This window comes from Longimicrobium sp., from assembly GCF_036388275.1.
GTDB lineage: Bacteria > Gemmatimonadota > Gemmatimonadetes > Longimicrobiales > Longimicrobiaceae > Longimicrobium.
The window spans coordinates 1-16,281 of record NZ_DASVSF010000040.1 but is presented as its reverse complement, the minus strand read 5'-3'; the positions used below and the strand labels follow the sequence as shown (position 1 = coordinate 16,281).

Below are 16,281 nucleotides of genomic sequence, written 5' to 3'. Positions count from 1 at the left end.
CTCCCACGCTGTTTGTGGGAGAGGGTCGCACGCGTGTCAGCGCGGCGGGGTGAGGGCCCCACGGCAGCCGAGGCCTCGGCAACGGTGACCGCTGCCGCGCCCCAGTTTGTACGTGCCCCAGGCTGGATCCTTCGGCCCGCGAAGAAGGTGCTACGGGCAGGCACGGTGCGCCTGGGCCTCAGGATGACAGCTCGTGGTCGCGCGAGAGCTTCGGTGACGCGCCACACTTGCTCCCTTCCCCCGCGCAGTTTGCGGGGGAAGGGCTGGGGATGGGGGGCGCCGGCCCAAGCGCCGGACCCGCCTGCCCACGTCTCGACTCGGGGTGTACCCCCACGGCAGCCGAGGCCAACGCTTCCGTGACCGCTGCCGCGCCCAGGTTCGTTTCGCGCCCCAAGCTAGATCCTTCGGCCCGCGCCGGATGTGCTACGGGCCAGTGTCGTTCGCCTGGGCCTCAGGATGACAGGTGCGCTGCCGTGGGCTTCGCGCACTCCCCCGGCACGGTGACCGCGAGTCCGCCGCCTTGTGAGCGCGGCGCGCGGCGGCTACGATTGTGGCCCCGGTGAACGGGCGAGAACCGCCCCCATCCACCGGTGTACCGACACCGCCGCCCGAATACCGCGGCCGCAGTCCCCCAATCCCGACCGAACTACGCCATCATGGCCAAGAATAAGAAGCCCAAGATTTCGCCCGAAGAGAAGCACCGCCAGCTGCAGGACCAGGTGCAGGCGCTTCCGTACGTGATCGCCGACTTCGAAGCCAAGGGCCAGAAGCGCAAGGCGTTCATGGTCAAGTACGTCGCCGGGCCCATCATCCGCATGATGAAGCGCCTGATGGACCGCCAGCGCTACAAGGGCACCGAAGGCCAGAAGCTCAAGCAGGCCGAGCAGATGAAGCGGCACCTGGAAATGCGCCGCAAGCAGGTGGAGTTCATGCAGGGCGAAATGGCGCGCCAGCAGAAAAAGGCGCAGAAGCGCAACAAGGCGCGCTAGTCCGCGCTGGCCGGCTCCACCCGCGCGCCGCGCTCCCGCTCCGGGGGCGCGGCGCGCGGCGCTTCGTCCCCGGCCGCCTGGTCGCGCAGCACCGCTACGCAGGGCAGCCCCGGCCATTCGTCCACCGGCCACGCATCGAAGTGCCCCGCCCGCGCCGGCAGCGACGCCCCCGCTTCGGCCGAGGCGGCCAGCAGGAAGTTCTGCCGCTCGGGATAGTCGCGCCCCAGCTGGTGGTACAGGCGCACCGCCGGAAAGACGGCCGCCAGGGTGTGCACCGTCGACCAGAAGCGGCACTCCCCCGCCCCCGCCGCTACCCCGATTACGTTCACCAGCACCACTCCGCCCGGCTTCAGCAGCGCGCGGAAGCCTTCCAGCGCCTCCACCGTGGCCAGGTGCGCCGGCACCATCTCATCGCCCCCGTACACGTCCACCACCAGCCGGTCGTAGCCGCCCCGCGGCAGGGCGGACGCGACCGCCCGCGCGTCGCCGTGAAGGATGGCCAGCCCGTGCTCCGGCCGCAGCCCGAACCAGCGGTAGGCGGCGCGGGTGATGGCGGGATCCAGCTCCACCACCGTGATCCGCGCGCCCGGGTCGTCCTCGGCGATGCGCCGCGGCAGGGTGCAGGCGCCACCGCCCAGGAAGAGGTAGGCGGCGCCGTTGGAGGTGGTGTCGCGCAGCAGCCGCTCCGCCGCCGCGATGTAGCCGAAGGTGGGGGCGCCCGTGCGCTCCAGCTCCCCCGACTCCAGCTCGTCGTTCACGTACAGGCGCAGCTCGGGCTGGCGCCGCCCGCCGGGGTGCACCATCTCGGCGACGCGGACCACGCCGTACGGCGTCTCCTCTTCGTGAAGCACCCGCTCGCCGCCGGAAGCCGCAGCCGGCATCTCGCGTGGAAAGACGAGCGGGAAGGTGAGCAGCGCTCCCACCCCCAGCAGCAGCGGCCCGGGGCTGAAGGCGGGGATCAGCACCAAGCCGCCCATCACCGCGCCGCCCGCCAGCCCCAGCAGCACGGCCAGCACCGTCTCCTCCACCCCGCGCGCGGCGGGGGAGCGGCCGGTGCGCTCGTCGTCGTCCTCGTCGGCCCCTGCGGCGTGGAACTCCGCGGACCAGGCGGTGAGCGCCGGGAGCAGGAAGCCGATGGCGTACACCGGCACCCCCACCAGGAACAGCAGCGCCAGCGCGCGTGCCGTGCCCCCGAAGCGCTCCCACCCGAAGTGCACCCACAGCGTGCCGAAGCCGCCGGCCAGCGCCAGGGCGATGCCCGCGCCCACCCAGCGCCAGGTGGGCGGCTGGCCGGTGCGCGCGCCGGGGGAGCCGGCCCACACGCCGGCGGCCAGCGCGGCCGCGAAGGTGGCCACCAGCCCGCCCGCGGCCGATAGCACCCCCTGCGCCTCGTACAGGATCAGGCTGCCGGCCGCGAACGCGGCGATGCCGAGCGCCACCCCGGCCAGGGCGGCGCGGGCCAGGACGCCGGCCGCGGGCCTGCGCGATTCAGTGGCTGAAACGGCCGTATCCTCCACGATAGTACAGCAGCGGGGTTCCTTCGCGCGCACCGGCGGAGAGCACTTCGCCGATGAAGATGGTGTGGTCGCCGCCGGGAAGGGCGGCGTGCACGCGGCAGTCCACCCAGGCCAGCGCGTCGTCGAGCACCGGGGCCCCGGTGCTTTCCGCGTGCCACGGGGTGCCGCGGAACTTCTCCTCGGCCGGGCCGCCCGTGCCGAAGCGCCGGGCGATGGTTTCGCCGCGCCCCTCGGCCAGGAAGCTGACGGCGAAGTAGCCGGCCTGCTGGATGAGCGCGTGCGTCTGCGAGGCCCGGTCGACGCACGCCAGCACCAGCATGGGGCGCAGCGACACCGACGACACGGCGCTCACGGTGAGCCCGGCCGCGGTGCCGTCGTCCCGGCACGAGGTGACCACCGCCACGCCCGTGGCGAAGTGGCCCATCACCCGCCGGAACTCGCTTTCGTCGATCATCTGGCAGCGGACGAAGTACGGGACTACCTTGGCCGCGCGTGTTGCTGGCCGGGTCCTTGCTGAACACGCGCCCCTACGAGGCCCGGCCCCATCAAACAAAAGCCGGGCCGTCCGGATGGGCCGGCCCGCTTTCCTGACAGCCAGAACCGCCGATGCGCGCCATTGCAGCACGCGCCGCCAGAGTGGCCGCGCTCCTGATTCTAACCGCTCCGGCCGCGTGCGACAACGTGGAATGGGGCGGCGCTTCGTTCCAGGTGGTCACGCCGCCCCCCCCGGGCGCTGGCGACGCCTCCGCGCCCGAGCCGGGCGCCATCGCGGGGCTGGGGCTGCCCACCGGCCGCGTGCTCTTTCACGTGGTGCGCAACCCCAACGGCACGGCCACGGTGGTGCCCGTCGGCGAGATCTCGGGCGACTCGCTGCGCACGCTGCGCCGCCCGGCCGGCGTTTCTCCCCAGGCCTACGAGCAGCGCTTTCGCGAGGCTGTGATGCCGCCCAACGCGCAGTTCGTGCTGTTCCGGCGCGGCGCCGAGGTGGGAACGGTGACTGTGCAGGGCCCCGCCCGCGTGACGTCGTGCGGCGTGCCGACGGCGCAGGGGCAGGCCACCACGGTGGCGGCGGCCGCGGCCGACCGCGAGTTCCTGGCCTTTCGCAAGGGGCTGGCCCCCGACGTGATGGGCGAGTACCGGCCGCCGCAGGTGGAGGGCACCATCCAGCGCTACGCCTCGCTGGTGGCCGAGCGGATGGTGCTGCAGAACGGCCTGGCCCGCCCCCGCAGCTGGAGCGGCGCCCAGCGCGACCTGCAGGCGCTGGACGTGATCCGCGGCGGCCACCCCGAGATGGCGGCCACCTACCTGGTGGGCGACCAGCTCGGGCCGGGCGCCCCGGAGCCCGACGGGTGGAGCGTGTTCTACGTGGCCGACTACGAGCAGCGCGCCGGCTACACCCCCGTGTACCAGGAAGTGCGCGACTACGACAAGACGGGGAAGGGCGCGCCCAAGCTGGTGGACCACCTGAACTGGAACGCCGCCGGCCAGCACGAGATGCTGGTGCAGGTGTTCGGCGTGCGCGAAAGCTGGTACGAGGTGATCTCGCGCGACCGCGGCACCTGGCGCAAGGTGTGGGAGGCCCCGCGCTGCGTGGAGCAGCCGCCCGTAGCCCGCAGCATCGGCGCGGCCGAGCGCACCAGTCAGCAGCCCTGACGGATCTGGTCGACAGAGTAAGAAGAGAGGGGTGGACGCGGATCGCGTCCACCCCTTTTCACGTCGTCAGCGGAACTCGTCCGGCCGGGACGGGAGCGATCGCCGGGAGTGGTATACCTTGGAGATCATGACTTCCCGGCCGACAATCCGGTATATGACCCGGAACGGCGGTACGATGACCTCTCGCTAGTCCGGGTCTCCCCAGCCGGGGACGACCCGGCCGGAACGCGGGAAAATCTCGAGTTGTTTCCCGGCGGCGAACAGCCTGCTCACTAGCGGCCGAGCGTTGGCGTATAAGTGTCGCGTGGTGTAGTCGTGGATGTCGAGCAGGTCACGGAAGGCATCAGGGGACCAGCTTACCGGGTACACCACTGCGCGTAAAGCGCCTCGGCCTCTGCCTGGCTGTACAGGCGCTGGGTCGCGGCGGAGATGCAGCTTCTGCGGATTCCCGCGAAGAAGTAGTTCGTGTAGTCCCGTTCGGAGAGATCCGGCACGTACTCGAGCGGACACCGCAGCAGCTCGGCTTCGGCGCGCTCCGGATCGGCGGGGTTGCCGGCCGGCATGGGCGCGGACAAGGCGTCACGCGCCATCGTGAGCCGGAGCTCCCATTCGTCGTCGCTGACGTAGTTCGCCGCGCGATACGCCAGCATCCCCCGCACGAGCCTCTCGCGGATGCGCTCCCAATAGGCGAGCTCCGCCGGCGAGAGGCCGGTGGGCGGCTGCTCATCCAGCAGCAGGTCCTGCTCTTCCAACTGCATGGGGGACATGGCGAGCCCTTTCCGCTGGCGACGGTGCGAAACCGTCCGCAATATCGGCGAAAGTGCTCACAATGCACAAGCCGGTAGAACGGGCCACCGGCCGGTCAGGACTGCGGAAGGGTGCACTGCAGGAAGGTGGCGCGGCCGGGGACGGTGCGCTGCCCGCCCTCGCTGGTGAGCAGGACGGTGCCGTTCGACTCGATGGCCACGGCCTCGCCCTGCGGCTCGCCGACGGGCGTCAGCTCCATGGCGAACTCGGGACGGCCGGTGCCCAGCAGCTCCGCCGTGCGGTACAGCGCCAGGCGCCCGTAGCTCCTTACCGCCACCCAGCGCCCGTCGCGGCTGGCGCCAGCGCCCGTCACGCGGTCGCCGGGCTGCTCGGGCTCCGGCGCCAGCTCGCGCACGCGCACCAGGTCCACCGGCCCGGGCTGCAAGGGGGTGGGCCAGCGGTAGAGCTCGATCGGCTCCTTCTGCCCCTTGCCGATCACGTAGATGGAGCCGTCGGGAAGCACGAACAGGGCTTCGGCGTCCTGGCCGCCGCCCGGGAAGCGCGCCTCGAACCGGTCCGCGCGCGCGGTGGCGGCCTGGTCCACGGGGGGAAGCGCCACGCGGTACAGCGCCACCGGATCGTTCTTCCTGCGGCCCGCGCTGCCGATGTCGGCGATGTAGGCGCACTGGCCGCCCTCGCAGGGGCCCACGGCCAGGTCTTCCCAGTCCTGGTTGCTGGCCCCTTCCACCTGCAGCGTGCCCCGCGCCCGTCCGTCGCTTCCGATGGCGTACAGGACCGGATCGTTCCCCGAGTCGTTGTGCGTCCAGAAGACCTCGGGGTCGACGGGATCGAAGGCGGCGCCGCTCGTCTCGGTGACGTCGCCCGGCATCCCCACGTCGCGCCGCGCGATCCGGCACCACTCCCCCGCATCGTCGCCGCCGACGGACGCCTGCCGCGCATCGCCGCACCCCGCCAGGACCGCGAAGGCCAGGGCCGCCGCGCACCGCGTCCGCATCGATCGAATTCCCATCTGCCGTACGTTCATCCGGCTCACACGTCCGCGGTGATGATGGCGCGGCGCTCGGGGCCGGACCGGGCCGGCGCCCCCTGCCGCGGCGCCGGCTGCGGGCGCTGGTAGTAGGTGCCGTCGGCGCCCAGCTCCCACAGGTCCGGCCGGGCCAGGTCCTCGTCGAGGATGCCGTCCAGCCGCGCGCGGTGGCCGGGGTCGCGGATGGGGACGGCCACCTCCACCCTCCGGCTGAGGTTGCGCGTCCGCCAGTCGGCCGAGCCGATGTAGTACTCGGGCTCGCCGCCGTTTTCGAAGCGGAAGATGCGCGCGTGCTCCAGGTGGCGGCCCAGCGCGCTGTACACCCGGATGTTTTCCGACAGCCCCACGACGCCGGGGCGCAGCGAGCACATCCCCCGCACCAGCAGGTCGATCTGCACCCCCGCCTGCGAGGCCTGGTAGAGCGCGGCGATGATCTCGCGGTCGGCCAGGCCGTTGAACTTGGCGCGGATCCACCCCCGCCGCCCCGCCGCAGCGTGCTCGGCCTCGCGCCCGATCATCTCCACGAACCGCCGCCGCATGGTGTAGGGCGCCACCAGCAAGTGGGCGAAATCCATGGGCGATGCGCCGCCGGTGAGGCCGTTGAACACCTCGTTGAGCTCGGCGGCCAGCGCCGGGCTGGCGGTCATCAAGCCCAGGTCGGTGTAGAAGGTGGCCGTCGACGCGTTCAGGTTGCCGGTGCCGATGTACACGTACTGGCGCAGCGCGTCGGACTCGCGGCGCACCACCAGGGCGATCTTGGCGTGCACCTTCAGGTCGGGCGCCCCGTAGATCACATGGATGCCAAAGGAGCGAAGGTACCGCGCCCAGTGGATGTTGCTGAGCTCGTCGAAGCGCGCCGTCAGCTCCACCAGCGCCACCACCTGCTTGCCGGCCGACGCGGCGCGGGTCAGCGCCTCGACGATGCGCGACTTGGTGTTCGTGCGGTACAGGGCCAGCTTGATGGCCAGCACGTCGGGGTCTTCGGCCGCGTCCACCACCAGCCGCTCGACGGTGGCCTGGAACGAGTCGCCGGGAAACGACACCAGCACCTCGTGCTCGCGCAGCTGCTCGAACACGGTGCGGCGCGGGTCCAGCGGGGTGCGCGGCGGGGGCGCGGGGGGAAAGTGGAGCCCCTCGGCCTCGACGTCGGCCAGCTCGCGGATGCCGCGCAGGTCGATCAGCCCGGGCACCTCGTAGACGTCCTGCTCGCCCAGGGCCGAGACGATGCTGGGCGCCTCGTACTGCAGCTCGCGCAGCAGCATGGCGCGCACGGTGCCGGGCATCCCCCGCTCCACCTCCAGCCGCACGACCGGGCGGAAGCGGCGCTTGCGCACCTGCTCCTCGACCGCGTGGAGGATGTCCTCGACCTCCTTGCGGTCCAGGTGAAGCTCGGCGCTGCGGGTGACGCGGAACACGCGGGGCGATTCCACCTCCAGCCCCGGGTACAGCGCGGGAAAGTGCTCGCGGATCACCTCCTCGAGCGCCACGAACCGCCGGCTGTTGGGAAGGTGGATGAACCGGTTGACGCCGTCCGGCAGCTCCACGATGCCCAGCCGCGGCTCGCCCCCGCGCGGGTCGCGCACCAGCCCGGCGAGCGCGGGGCGCAGGTTGCGGATGTGCGGGAACGGGTACCCGGGGCCGGCGGTCAGCGGCATCAGCACGGGATGGGCGTCGCGCTCGAACCGCTCGCGGACGTACGCCCGCTCGTCGGGCGTCAGCTCGCCGGGGGCCACCACCCGCACGCCGCGCTCGGCCAGCTGGGGCAGAAGCGTCTCGTCGAGCAGCTGGTAGGCGCGGTCCATCAGCCGCCGCGCGCGGATGCCGATGGCGTCGAGCTGGTCCTGCGGGGTAACCCCGTCGATGGTGCGCTTGTGGCTTCCCATCGCCACCTGGCGCTTGAAGCCCGACACGCGCACCCGGAAGAACTCGTCGAGGTTGGCGCCGAAGATGCCCAGGAACCGCACCCGCTCCAGCAGCGGCACGCGTGCGCTTTCCGCCAGCTCCAGCACCCGGCGGTTGAAGGCCAGGATGCTGAGCTCCATGTTCAGCAGCGTGCCCACCGGCAGCAGCCGCGAGGCCTCGGCGTCGGGATCGGGGGCGGAGGCCAGGGTCACCCGGGCCCGCCGCTCCTCGTCGCTGGCGTCGCCCTCGGGGGCCAGGATGGTGAGTCCCGCGCGCGCCACCACGTGAAGGGCGGCCAGCGTATCGCGGTCGCGCAGCGCGGGCGAGCCCACGGAGGCCAGGATCTCGTCCAGCGGCATGTGGACGATCTCGCACGCGGCCTCTTCGCCCGGGGCCGACGCGCCCTCGGCCAGCCACACCTCCACCGACGCGCTGGCGCCGGAGCCCGAGCCGGTGCCCAGCAGCCGCACCCGCGCGCCGTCCTGACCGAAGCAGTCGCGCAGCACCTGGCGCGCGGCGTCCTCGCCGGTGCCCTGCGTGGACGGAACCCGCAGCGAGGCGCGGTCGCGGCGCAGGGCCATCCGCCCATCGTCCAGCGCCACCACCGCCACCCGGCGCGCGGAGCGGACGGCGACCTCCAGCGCGTTCAGCTCGTGCTCGCGAAGGGCAAGGCGCGCCCGGTCCAGCCGGTCCTCGGCCACCAGGCGCAGCCCGTACTCGTGCCGAAGCGACGACGCGATGCGCTCGGGCTCCCCCGCCTGGGGAATGATGGCCACTTCCTCGAGCTGCGCGCGCCGGTCGCCCTCGCGCGCCAGCATGGTGTCGGCGGCCACCTGCGCCACGTCGCCCTCGGGAGAGGAGAGCGGGCGCACGCGGCGGTGCGTCTCGATCTCCACCCGCGCCTCCAGGCGGGCCGGGTCCACGATCGCGCGCAGCAGCACGGCGGGCTCGGTGCTCCCGGCGAAGAGCGCCGCGGGATCGCCCTGGACCCCGTCGAGCGCCACGATGCGCCCGTACTCGGCCTCGTGCCCCGTGCGCACGGCGAAGGTGGCGGCCCCGTGGCCGTGGTGGCGCACGCACGCCCAGGCGCCGCGGCGCTCCAGGTCGCCTTCCACCGTGTCGAAGTACACGTCGCGGAAGGAGGCCGTGCGGGTGGGCCCCGCCGCCAGCGTGTCGGGCGCGGGGTCCGTGGCGATGCGGTCCAGCGCGCCGGGGGTGCCGGGCTCGTAGCGGCTGGAGGCGGGGCCGTCGGGAAGGGGGGCGTCGTGGTGCATCGTGCTCAGAACGGCAGTCCCATGCGAAGGTACACGACGTCGTCCTCGCCGCGGGCGTATACCACGCTCACGGCCTGCTGGCGGAAGCGGAAGAAGGCGCCGGCGCCCACGGCCGTGTGCCAGCCGCCTTCATCGGAGCCGCCGTACCACACGCGGCCGGCGTCGGCCAGGGCGATGACGCCCAGGTCGCCGCGCACCAGCAGGTTGGCGCGGGTGAGCACGGTGCGCACCTCGGCCCCGCCGAAGGCGGCGCGGTCGCCGGCGAAGCGCTGCATGGCGTGGCCGCGCAGCGAGGGCGAGCCGCCCACGAACGACGAATACTGGAGGGGAAAATGGCCCCACGTCGCCTGCGCCCCGGCCCGCAGCGCCAGCACGGGCCCGCGCCCGGCGGACAGGTAGGCCGTGCCTACGCCGCCCGCCCGGGCGAACCCGCCGCGGGCGCCCTCGTCGAACAGGGCGCCGGCCACGCCGGGAAACACGTCCGCGTTCGCCGACAGGGTGAATCCGCGGCGGGGATACGTCAGGTCGTCGCGTCCTTCCCAGTACGCCGCCCCGCGCGCGCCCACGTCGAAGAAGGTCGCCGTCCCATGCACGTCGTCGGAGTCGAGGGCGGCCGCCGGCGTGCCGGGGCGGACCTCGGGATCGGTGTAGCGGCCCACCAGCGCCGTGGTCAGGGCGAACCGCTCGGAAAACGGCACCACCAGCGTGGGCTCCACCAGCAGCTGCCGCTCCCAGACGATGTAGTCGCGCCGGCCCAGGCCCGGCTGCTGGCGGGTGTCGTTGCCGAAGCCGTAGAACGCCGTCGCCTCGAGGTCCGAGGCTCGGGCGAAGAGGCCGCCGGAGACGGCGCTTCCCGTCCATCGCCGCGCGGCGAACGCCTCCACGCCGAAGCGGCCGTACAGGGGCGCCCACAGCCCGCGCGCCCACCAGCGGGTGGCCCAGGGGTAGCGCCGGAAGCCGTAGCGCGTGTGCGACGGCCCGCCGCCCACCACCAGGTCGGCGTAGGGGCGGATGGCGGCGTAGGGCGCGAACACGGCGCTGCTCGCGCCCCAGTCGCGCGGGGGATCGATCCCCTCGCCGCGGGGCGCCCCCAGCGCCACGTACTCGCGCGTGTCGACCACCACGCCCGGCCCGGCGGCAAAGCGGTTCTGGCCGCGGTCGTCGTAGATGACGGTGCGCGCGCCGCGGCTCTCGTTCTCGTACACGTCGTCGCCGCCCCCGCCCAGCAGCCGCACCAGGATGGGCCCCTGGCCGCGGATGACGGCGCGGTCGTCGCCGCCGTGCATCCACACCCGCACCTCGCGCGTTTCGCTCGCGACGAAGCGGCGGCGGAAGTGCGGCTCGCCCAGCACGCCGTCCGTCCCGGCGTGGATGCGCACCTCCAGCGAGTCGCCCCTGTGGTCGATGACCACCGTCTCCGCCGCGTCGGTGCCGTACACCTGGGGCTCGCGGGCCAGCAGCGCGTAGAACTCCGCGGCCGCGGCGGGAAGCGCGTCGCGGCGGGCGCGCAGGGTGCGTTCGATCTCTTCGCAGCGCAGGGCGCAGTGCTCGGCCGGGACCAGCCGCACGGCCTGGGCGATCATGGGGTCGGTCAGCCGGGCGCGCAGGGCGGCCGTCACCGAGTCCCAGTCGGCGCGGTCCAGCTCGCCCAGCATCCGCCGGTCCACCTCGATCCCCTGGTCCACCAGCCCCATGGTTTCCGGCACCGGGCCGAACCCCACCGCCTTGTCCAGGACCGAGCGCCCCAGCTTGACCAGGAACCCGTCGTAGTCCACGAACACGTAGTCACGGTCGCGCGGGATCGGGCGCCACGTCCGCACGCCACCCGCGTCGATCCCGGCCCAGCGGTACTGGTCGGCGTGGCGGTCCCAGTCGTTCAGCACCAGGTCCAGCAGCCGCACCGTCAGGAACTCCTCGTCGGCCAGGCGGTTGCGCGGGCCTTCCTCCAGCGCCTCCAGCATGTCGTCGGTGCCCTCGATCTCCGCCGCGCCGGCCCACGGCGCCTCGGGGCGCTCCTCCACCGTCCCCAGCATCCCCGCGAACTCCTGGCGGTACTCCCCCAGGCGCGGGTCGTTGGGCATCACGAACAGCACGGGATCCACGTGCAGCGCGCCGGTGGCGTCCATCAATCGCCCGGAAACGACCAGGCCGCTGGGCTGCTGCGAGCTCACCTGGTCCTGCAGCACGCGGCCGACGACGGTGCCCTTGAGGTCTGCCTCCTGGGCGCGCCACTGCCGCTTGTTGACGGAGCGGAAGGCGTACTCCTTTCCGTCCGCGCCGCGAAAGCGCAGCGAAACGGTCTGGTTGCCACCGCCGCGCTCCGTGGGCGTCAGCCCGCCCGCGAAGGTGCCCAGGTTCAGCAGGGGAACGCGGACGGGCGTCGTCCACAGGTCGCGGTAGCTGGTGCCCAGCAGGAACGCGCGGGTGGAGCCCGCGGCGTACTCCGGGCCGGGGACCACCACGGTGCTGTCCTGCGCGAAAGCCGCCCCGGGGAGGGCGGCGATCGCGAGGAGAACGGCGAGCCCGCGCGGCGTCATCGGCCGCCCCCCGTCGCGGCGGATGGCGGCGGCGCGGTGGAATCGGGTTGGGGACGCTCGATGGTCGGCACGTCCAGCCACTGCGAGTAGTCTTCATGCCGGCTGCCGTCGGCGTTCACCACCACCACGCTCAGCCGCATGCGCCCGTCCGCCAGGATGGAGATGCGCTGGTAGCCGCTGGCCTCGCGGATGTAGCGGATGCCGGTGATGCGCCGCGTGGGCGTGGTGTGGCCGTAGATGCCCCCGCCGCTGACCAGCATGTACTTGGCGGGCTCGCGGCGGAACACCTGCAGGTTGTGCTCGTGCCCGGCGGCGTACACCATCGGCGTGTCGACGACGAAGGCGCGCTGCAGCGACGTGGCCATGTGGCGGTACTCGCGGCCGGTGACGTCCTGCCGGGCGAAGAGGCCGGCCAGGCGCGCCCAGGGGTGCAGCGGGAACAGGTACGTGGGCCAGTCGAAGTAGCCGCCGTGCTGCCCCCCGCTCACCAGCGGGTGGTGCGCCACGACCACCGTGCGCAGGTCGCCCGCCGTGGCCAGGGCCACGCGCAGCGAGTCGATGACGCCCTGCTCCGTCGCCGGCCGGCATCGGCTGCCGGGACCGGGCTTCTGCGACGGGTGCAGCCACCAGTGGGTGTCGACGGGGATCAGCCGCAGCACGCCGTCGATGTCCAGGACCACGGGGCCGGGGCAGCCGTCGCGCGGCTCCATCGTCACCCGCCCGCCGCCGTTGGCGTTGATGAAGCGCGCCTGGCGGGTGACGTGCTCCAGCCCGACGGAGGCGCCCTGCGCCCAGTCGTGGTTGCCCGGCACGAACACGCCGCGCGTTCCCGTTTCCAGCAGGGGCGCCATCTGTGCGCGGATGATGCGCAGCCCCTCGCGCCCCTCAGCCGTCGCCGTGTCGCCCAGGCCGACGGGATAGAGGTTGTCGCCCAGGAACACCACGAAGCTGCGGTCGGGCGCCGGGGCGATCTCGTCGCGCAGCGCGTTCAGCACCGGCTCGCCGGCGGGGTTGGGAAGGCCCGCGTCGCCGATCAGCACCAGGTTGAGGACCACCGAGTCTTCGGGCGCCAGCACGCCGGCCAGGCGGCCCAGCCCGGCCACGGGCGAGCCACACGCCGAAACCCCCATCAGCATGGCGGCCGCGCACCCCAGCCGGGCCGCGCGCCGCGAAATCGTCCTGCCGTTCATCACCACTGCCGTTCGGTTTGGATATCGTCAGCCGAGCCCGCGGGGGGGCTCAGCGGCCCTTGCGCTTCTTGCGCCGCGCGCGGAACGGAACGTACTCCGCCGCGGCCACCTGCTCCGACCAGCGCTCGTCGAGCGCGCCCACGATTCCCGCGGCGCTCCCGTTGCGCTTCAGCCGCACGAGATATTCCAGCGTGCTCATCCCGTCGTCGCGGCTCACCACGTCTACCAGCTGCCAGTCCTTGGCCATGTCGGCCAGCGCCTCCTGCACCGTCATGCGGGCCACGTCGGGCTGGCTGCTGTGCACCAGCAGGATGCCGTCGGTCTTCACGTCGCTGGCCTTGTCCAGCATCCGCCTGCGCACGGTTCGCTGCGCCTCGGGCTCCTGCGCCATCAGCAGCCGCTGCGGGCCCACCGACAGGATGCCGGTGCGCGCGTACCGGCCGCTGTAGATGGAGCCCACGTTGAACTTCCAGACCGTGAGCACCACCAGGTTGAAGGCGAACGACATGGCCAGGGCCACGTCGAGCGCCTGCACCCCCGACGACAGGCCGATGCCGATCACCAGAAAGATGTAGACGGCGTCGCGGGGGTCTTCGAGCGTGTTGCGGAAGCGCACGGCCGCCACGATGCCGGCCAGCGCAAAGGCCAGGGCGATGCTGTTCTTCACGACGAGCGCGATCCCCGCCACCACGATGGGCAGGATGATCACCGAGGCCACCAGCGCGGGGTCGTACCGGAAGCGCTTGGTGAGCATGTACACCCACGCCACGGGCACCACCAGCAGCAGCGCGCCCAGGATGACGAGCACGGTGCCCAGCGCGCGCTGCCCGGCTTCCTGCAGCGAAATGCGCGCGCCGTAGTCGCCCACGGGGCCCGCCGCCAGGTCTCCGCCCCGCTCCAGCGGCAGCGCCACGGGCGACAGGATGGCCTCGCGCACGGTGGGGCTGTAGTACACGGCCAGCGACATCAGCGCCGAGACCAACACGTAGTAGGCGATCACGCGCAGGAACGGATACGAGCGCGCGTCGACCACGCGCTCCAGCAGGCGGTGATGCGCGGGCGGCTGTGCGTCGTCCGTCTGCATCCGCCCGGGACGCGACGTGCGCACGGGCGCCGCAGCCGTCGCCGTCGCCGGGGTGGCGGGCGCTGGCGGCGCGGAGAGCAGCGTCTCGGATTCGCCCGGAGCGACCACGGGCGGAGGGCCGCTGGTGATGCCGGTTTGCTTCTTGGAGTGTTGGGCCATCGCTTTTGTTTCCGTCCGCATCCGCCGCGCGAAGGGCGCGCGGGGCACAAGTGGGCGCTAGCAGGAACCACGCCGCGCGCGTGGCCGGCTGGCTCTCGCCTCGGTCAGCAGGCGGAAGTTGGCCAGCCCGGTGCCTGTGGCGGCGGGCGGATGCACGGGAGGGCGATCGTGAGGGTTTGGTGCGTTTCGATCTGCGGCGGCGCATGCCCCGGCAGGCCCCTCCCCCGGCCCCTCCCCGCATGCTGCGCATGCGGAGAGGGGAGAATTCGATTGCGCTTCGGCCGTTTCAGCACGGGCAACTCGGGCCGCACCGGCCGCGCACTTTCGCACTTTCGCACTCACGCACTCACCCACTCACGCACTTCCCCTTACATCCCGCCGCTGACCAGGAACACCCACTCCCACCCCTCGCGCCCGCGGCGGAAGCCCGCGCGCAGGCCGTTGTAGCGCAGGTCCGAGGCGTATTCCGGCGGCGCCGCCCAGATGGCGGTGCCCGTGACGCTGGCGATGCCGCGGTCCAGCAGAAAGGGCAGGCGGTCCACCGAGCGGTATCCCTCGCGTTCCCACTCGGCCAGCGTTTCCAGGATGCCCGGGTCGATGGGCCCCAGCGTGTGCACGAGGTCGCGCGACATCGCCCGGCGCAGCGCCGGCACGTCACGCCGGAGGGCGGCGTCGCGGACGGCCAGCGCGAAGTCGGCCAGCTCCATCTCCGCGGCGGTCGCGACCTCCTGCGGTACGTGCACCACGCTCTCGCGCGGCAGCCAGCCCAATGGCCCACCGGGACAGTGTACGCAGCGCACCAGCAGCGCCGTCGTGTCTGCTCGCAGCACCTCCATCCGCATGAAGACGAAGGGCAGGGTCACGGCGCCTGTTTCACCCCGAAGCACCAGCCCCGCGGTGCGTGTCCACACGCTCTGCGCCTGCACGATCGCGGGCGGCGCGGGCGGACCCGCCTGCACCGGCGCGGGTGCGGGCGGCGGCACGGGCTGCTGCGGCGCCGGGCAGGCGGCCAGGGCAAGGCAGGCGATCGGGACGGCGAAGGGGCGCATCGCGGCATGTCCGGGGTAATGGGCGGCCATCCCGTATCCGGCACGCGGCGCGCCACGTAAATTCCGGCCGTACGCCAACCACGCAACCTGCCGCGCGATCGTGACCGCATCCACCGCTCCCCTGGCCCTGGTCTGCTCCGTTCCGTTCGAGTGCGAGCGCCTTCGCGCGGCACTGGACGGCGCGGAAGACGTGCTCGTCGGGCGGAAGCCGGGGTGGGCGGGGCGGCTGGACGGAACCCCCGTCGTCCTGCTTCCCGGGGGGATGGGAAAGACCAACGCCGCCCACGCGCTGACCGCCCTGCTGGAGACGCGCGCCGTGTCGGGGGTGATCGGCTTCGGGATCGGCGGCGCGTACCCGGGCTCGGGGCTGGAGATCGGTTCCATCGCCCTGGCGACGAGCGCCATCTACGGCGACGAGGGCGTGGAGGCCCCGGGCGGATGGATTTCGACGGAGGAGATCGGGATCCCGCTCTGGCAGACGGGCGAGACGCGGAAGTTCAACGAGTTTCCGCTGGACGCGGTGCGGGTGGAACGCGCACGGGCGGCCCTGGAGCACGCCGGGACGGTCGTGCGGACCGGTCCGTTCGTGACCGTGTCGGCCTGCTCGGGGACGGACGCGCTGGGGCGCGAACGGGCGGGGCGGTTCGGCGCGGTGTGCGAGGGGATGGAGGGTGCGGCGCTGGCGCACGTGGCGGCCATCTACCAGGTGCCGTTCCTGGAGCTGCGGGCCGTCAGCAACCACGTCGAGAACCGCGACATGGGCCGCTGGCGCATCCGCGAGGCCGCCGAAGCCGCGCAGGCCGCGGTCCGCGTCGTGGCGCGGGCCCTCGCGCGGCCGAGTTGACGCGACCGATACGAACGGCGAAGGAGCGCGGCCTCGGCTGCCGTGGGGCCCTCACCCGGCCGCGCTGACACGCGTGCCACCCTCTCCCGCAAGCGGGAGAGGGTGTACACACCAGTCGGGATGCGCGTCCAAGCCATTGGTGCGCATCTGTCATCCTGAGAGGGTGTTGAGATAACCGAACAAAGTGCGAACATGCACAAGTAGACGGTGTATGCGGCTGGCATGACTAGCCTCAGATATCCGACAGACTTGACCGATTCGCAGTGGGAGCTGCTGCGCCCGCTCATC

The 16,281-nt window shown here is 72.8% G+C and carries 12 protein-coding genes; 3 read left to right on the top strand and 9 right to left on the bottom strand.

Going from position 1 to position 16,281, the window contains the following annotated elements:
- The first annotated feature begins 656 nt into the window (after positions 1-656).
- The gene (locus VF632_RS08820) at positions 657-989 is read left to right on the top strand and encodes a hypothetical protein (RefSeq protein ID WP_331022505.1); all 333 of its coding nucleotides are present in this window, start codon (positions 657-659) and stop codon (positions 987-989) included.
- Here VF632_RS08820 and VF632_RS08815 read toward each other — a convergent pair.
- Together VF632_RS08815 and VF632_RS08810 are read right to left on the bottom strand one after the other, a co-directional pair.
- Positions 986-2,506, bottom strand: coding sequence for a fused MFS/spermidine synthase (locus VF632_RS08815; RefSeq protein WP_331022504.1), 1,521 nt, complete (start codon positions 2,504-2,506; stop codon positions 986-988). The two genes, VF632_RS08820 and VF632_RS08815, sit on opposite strands and share 4 nt — an antisense overlap.
- On the bottom strand, positions 2,478-2,960 hold the full coding sequence (locus tag VF632_RS08810) for a flavin reductase family protein (protein ID WP_331022503.1): 483 nt from the start codon (positions 2,958-2,960) through the stop codon (positions 2,478-2,480). Before VF632_RS08810 ends, VF632_RS08815 begins: the two co-directional genes overlap by 29 nt.
- Before the next feature lie 152 nt (positions 2,961-3,112).
- On the opposite strand from VF632_RS08810, the gene VF632_RS08805 reads away from it, so the two are divergent.
- Positions 3,113-4,159, top strand: coding sequence for a hypothetical protein (locus VF632_RS08805; RefSeq protein ID WP_331022502.1), 1,047 nt, complete (start codon positions 3,113-3,115; stop codon positions 4,157-4,159).
- Between the two features lie 356 nt (positions 4,160-4,515).
- Here VF632_RS08805 and VF632_RS08800 read toward each other — a convergent pair whose 3' ends face one another.
- The 7 genes from VF632_RS08800 to VF632_RS08770 all read right to left on the bottom strand — a co-directional run bounded on the left by VF632_RS08800 (position 4,516) and on the right by VF632_RS08770 (position 15,179).
- A complete protein-coding gene (locus VF632_RS08800; protein ID WP_331022501.1) occupies positions 4,516-4,926 on the bottom strand; it encodes a hypothetical protein in 411 nt (136 codons plus the stop codon).
- 95 nt (positions 4,927-5,021) lie between these two features.
- Entirely contained in the window at positions 5,022-5,936 is a 915-nt protein-coding gene (locus VF632_RS08795; protein WP_331022500.1) for a hypothetical protein, read from the bottom strand.
- Between the two features lie 20 nt (positions 5,937-5,956).
- Positions 5,957-9,130, bottom strand: coding sequence for a polyphosphate kinase 1 (ppk1, locus tag VF632_RS08790; protein ID WP_331022499.1), 3,174 nt, complete (start codon positions 9,128-9,130; stop codon positions 5,957-5,959).
- 5 nt (positions 9,131-9,135) lie between these two features.
- On the bottom strand, positions 9,136-11,667 hold the full coding sequence (locus VF632_RS08785) for a BamA/TamA family outer membrane protein (RefSeq protein WP_331022498.1): 2,532 nt from the start codon (positions 11,665-11,667) through the stop codon (positions 9,136-9,138).
- The gene (locus tag VF632_RS08780) at positions 11,664-12,857 is read right to left on the bottom strand and encodes a metallophosphoesterase family protein (RefSeq protein ID WP_331022497.1); all 1,194 of its coding nucleotides are present in this window, start codon (positions 12,855-12,857) and stop codon (positions 11,664-11,666) included. Before VF632_RS08780 ends, VF632_RS08785 begins: the two co-directional genes overlap by 4 nt.
- Before the next feature lie 49 nt (positions 12,858-12,906).
- Positions 12,907-14,100 carry a DUF4956 domain-containing protein gene (locus tag VF632_RS08775; RefSeq protein WP_331022496.1) on the bottom strand — a complete coding sequence of 398 codons (1,194 nt, stop codon included), beginning with the start codon at positions 14,098-14,100 and terminating at the stop codon, positions 12,907-12,909.
- Between the two features lie 368 nt (positions 14,101-14,468).
- On the bottom strand, positions 14,469-15,179 hold the full coding sequence (locus VF632_RS08770; protein WP_331022495.1) for a hypothetical protein: 711 nt from the start codon (positions 15,177-15,179) through the stop codon (positions 14,469-14,471).
- 70 nt (positions 15,180-15,249) lie between these two features.
- Between VF632_RS08770 and mqnB the strand changes: the two genes are divergently transcribed.
- Complete coding sequence (gene mqnB / locus VF632_RS08765; protein ID WP_331022494.1) at positions 15,250-15,993, top strand: futalosine hydrolase; 744 nt, start codon at positions 15,250-15,252, stop codon at positions 15,991-15,993.
- Positions 15,994-16,281: the final 288 nt, after the last annotated feature.

Bases quoted from the DNA above. Each gene is read 5' to 3' on its own strand.
- VF632_RS08820 (WP_331022505.1), top strand. From the start codon at position 657: ATGGCCAAGAATAAGAAGCCCAAGATTTCGCCCGAAGAGAAGCACCGC.
- VF632_RS08810 (WP_331022503.1), bottom strand. From the start codon at position 2,960: ATGATCGACGAAAGCGAGTTCCGGCGGGTGATGGGCCACTTCGCCACG.
- VF632_RS08805 (WP_331022502.1), top strand. From the start codon at position 3,113: ATGCGCGCCATTGCAGCACGCGCCGCCAGAGTGGCCGCGCTCCTGATT.
- VF632_RS08800 (WP_331022501.1), bottom strand. From the start codon at position 4,926: ATGTCCCCCATGCAGTTGGAAGAGCAGGACCTGCTGCTGGATGAGCAG.
- VF632_RS08795 (WP_331022500.1), bottom strand. From the start codon at position 5,936: ATGGGAATTCGATCGATGCGGACGCGGTGCGCGGCGGCCCTGGCCTTC.
- ppk1 (WP_331022499.1), bottom strand. From the start codon at position 9,130: ATGCACCACGACGCCCCCCTTCCCGACGGCCCCGCCTCCAGCCGCTAC.
- VF632_RS08785 (WP_331022498.1), bottom strand. From the start codon at position 11,667: ATGACGCCGCGCGGGCTCGCCGTTCTCCTCGCGATCGCCGCCCTCCCC.
- VF632_RS08780 (WP_331022497.1), bottom strand. From the start codon at position 12,857: ATGAACGGCAGGACGATTTCGCGGCGCGCGGCCCGGCTGGGGTGCGCG.
- VF632_RS08775 (WP_331022496.1), bottom strand. From the start codon at position 14,100: ATGGCCCAACACTCCAAGAAGCAAACCGGCATCACCAGCGGCCCTCCG.
- VF632_RS08770 (WP_331022495.1), bottom strand. From the start codon at position 15,179: ATGGCCGCCCATTACCCCGGACATGCCGCGATGCGCCCCTTCGCCGTC.